General features: G+C 43.9%; 4 protein-coding genes. All 4 read left to right on the plus strand.

Annotated features, from left to right (window positions below; genetic code table 11):
• The coding region (locus Q0688_RS15710) for a hypothetical protein (RefSeq protein ID WP_299078853.1) at positions 1 to 417 on the plus strand (417 nt) is incomplete at its 5' end.
• On the plus strand, positions 417 to 2,129 hold the full coding sequence (locus Q0688_RS15715; RefSeq protein ID WP_299078856.1) for a hypothetical protein: 1,713 nt from the start codon (positions 417 to 419) through the stop codon (positions 2,127 to 2,129). The genes Q0688_RS15710 and Q0688_RS15715, both read left to right, overlap by 1 nt.
• On the plus strand, positions 2,126 to 2,704 hold the full coding sequence (locus Q0688_RS15720; RefSeq protein ID WP_299078859.1) for a hypothetical protein: 579 nt from the start codon (positions 2,126 to 2,128) through the stop codon (positions 2,702 to 2,704). Before Q0688_RS15715 ends, Q0688_RS15720 begins: the two co-directional genes overlap by 4 nt.
• A 24-nt stretch (positions 2,705 to 2,728) precedes the next feature.
• A partial coding sequence (locus tag Q0688_RS15725) for a hypothetical protein (RefSeq protein WP_299078862.1) occupies positions 2,729 to 2,946 on the plus strand: 218 nt, incomplete at its 3' end.

Consider the following 2,946-nt stretch of genomic DNA (forward strand, 5'->3'; position numbering starts at 1 on the left):
CCTGTTATCGATCCAGAAATCACATTAACCCTGACAAGAAATGAAGGCCTGGTCGAGTGTGGTGGTTTCAAAATAGGAGGTAGTGTATTTATTGGTGGCTTATCACTTGGGGCAACCGGTCCGCGCATTAACTTCTCGAAAGTTGAGCGTGATCCAGAATTTGGTGATGTTGAATTAACGCCTAGAAAGAACGTACCCACGCTTGTCGGGCGTTTATTTGTTAAAAAATCACAGTTACCAAAGGTTGAAAAAACTTTACTTTCTTTAGAAGCTAGAGTGACCGTATGGGCGGGGACCGATGACTCGGATCATGGTTACTTCCCAACCACATTTATTAATGGTTTTTTGCGCGAACAAAGCCCGGCGCTGTTGCATCCTAATGATTGCACAATCGATATAGAGATCGAGGAAATTTAATGACTATAGAGACAATAAGCGTAGTTTTTGACAAAGTTCCTACCACAACCTCAACGTCTACATTCGATATTGATGGGGATGATTGTTTAGGGAAAATACCGCCATTCAGGGATCAGTTGAATGCATCGATAGCGGGGATAAATTTAGCAGTTGTTAATATTGACGCATTAATTGCAGGTGTTGCGGATTTAGAATGGGTGTCGGGATCAAGTTATACGACAGGTGATGTGCGCTGGAGTCCAATGGACTTTCTATCTTATCGCAGAACAACAAATGGTGCTGGCACTACGGACCCTTCTATTGATGGTACAAATTGGGTGTCAGCAATGATGCGCGTACCTACTGGATTGTCTAACGAGCAAACTAGCGCTGTCGACATAACATTGACTAACAACTCTCCACGCTTGCAAGTCATCACCATGACGGAGTTGTTCAAGAGCGTTCTATTGCCTGTACCAATTTCATCTCTTGAAGGATCGGATCTTTTTAACTTCAAGAATCAAGGACCAAATACGTTATGCTTGAGAGATTCGGATGAGAATTTAATAGCAAGGATTGATCCTGGTAAGTCAACATCGATCGGGCTCACTAACGCTGCCGCTAATAAGTGGACTTCCAGCCTAGGGCATTTACCAAACCCTGGTCTGATAGAGGTAATCAACTCATCAGCAATAACTGATCATCACGTTGCACAGAATCCACTTACTGCTACCAAGACCATCGCCGTATATGACGAAGCCGGTCAAACATACATGGTGGTATTGTCAAAAGGCGCTAACGACCGTATTACATCAGCAGGTTCCCCGGTTATTATTCCTGGGGCAACGCTTGGGAATGCATCCATTGAATCATTGAGTGCCACTCAGGCCTTAGTTGTTTACCACACATCAGGCGGCGCACGAGCTAAGGCAGTAACAATTACAGATACTGTACCTTCATTACCCGGCCCAGAGTTCACCATCGATACAGTTGTTCTTAGCCTATATAAATCAAATATAGTCCGCATGTCATCGACTAAGGCTGTTGTGAGCTTCGGAACCACTACATCATATGAATTAATGGGTTTGTCCGTGACGGGGAATGTTGTGTCTGGTGGCGCGGCGGTTGCGCCAGCTCCAGCAGGATTTTTGAACCCTACCATGCGCGCTATTTCTGCCACTGAAATTCTTGTCGGGTTTGGTCCGGATGGGAATAAGAATGATGTGTGGGCAGGAATCGGAACGCTATCTGTTACCGCTCTATCATTTCCGTCTGGGGTCACTATGTTCACCAAGCCTAGTGGATCAGCAACAAGCAGAAGATCGTTTTCTATTGAGATTTTATCTGATGGAACGATTGTTGCATTGACAGCAGGAATAACTGGAAGTCAGCAAATAGAAGTGGTTATAGGCAAGAAGTCTGGAACATCTATCTTAGACATAAAGTCCGCAAGGTTGCACGGAGTAGCTATAACCTCTGATGATGTTAACGCAACGTTGTCTACGCTGATAAACACTGACGACCAAATCATCATGCAGTATCAATCTGATAAGACGGTGAGCGTTGCAACACTAGAATATAACGGTTTTGCGGTAGATGTCTTGGAGTCAGGCAGCTCTCAATCATTATCAGGGGTATTGATGGGAAATATCGATGATAACGAGTTCATTGTAATGGGTTCTAACGCTGACGGCTATGCTTCTGCTCATGTTTTGGAGGCAACAGGTAAATGAAAATAATCAAGGACAAAGCGACAAAAATAGTAATCTTTATAGGTTCATCTTTGACACTTGATAGTCATGCAAAAGGTGATGGATGGGAATCTAAGCGAATCACGCCAGTAAATTCGGTCCTTGAAGATGTTAGCGAAAACGTGCCCAATGACTATGCGTCGGGCCTATACATCTATGATAACGGTTGGATACTTTCCGCAGCAGGAATTAGTGCTGACTCCACGGCGCAGACACAGACATTTTCAAAACAGAAGCAAGTTAAAACTGTCGAGATTACCGAAGCGGCAATGTCGGCTATACGCGAGAATATTGTCCACAACACTTTCACATTTACAGCCAAGCAGGAAGACCAAGATTTATTAGTGGCTGTTCTATCCGCTGGAAGTGTCCCGGCTGGGATGTACTGGCGTGACAGTAGCGGCACAGCTCAAACAATGAGCTATGCAGACTTACAGGGGTTGTCATCTGCTATTGTTACAAGAGGATTGGGCATCGATACAACTTTGCAAGCAAAACTTGCAGAAATTGAGGCTGCAACAGACGAATCAGAACTTGATGCAATTACGTTCGATTAAAGGTTAATAACAAAGGTATAAAATATGAGTATAGATTATGTGTCTGGCAATATAGCCATACGTCAGATGGTTTTTACCGAAAAAGGCAAAGTCGTGGATGGTCATGCACACAATTTTGATCACACTACTTATATTGCCAAAGGCATCATTCAAGTAGAACTTCTCGACGATGGCGGATCTGTCGTTCGTACGGTTGTTAAAGACGCCTCAAAGGGCTTCAATTGGATATTGATACAAGCGCA

The sequence above is a fragment of the uncultured Paraglaciecola sp. genome, from assembly GCF_937123705.1.
Lineage (GTDB): Bacteria > Pseudomonadota > Gammaproteobacteria > Enterobacterales > Alteromonadaceae > Paraglaciecola.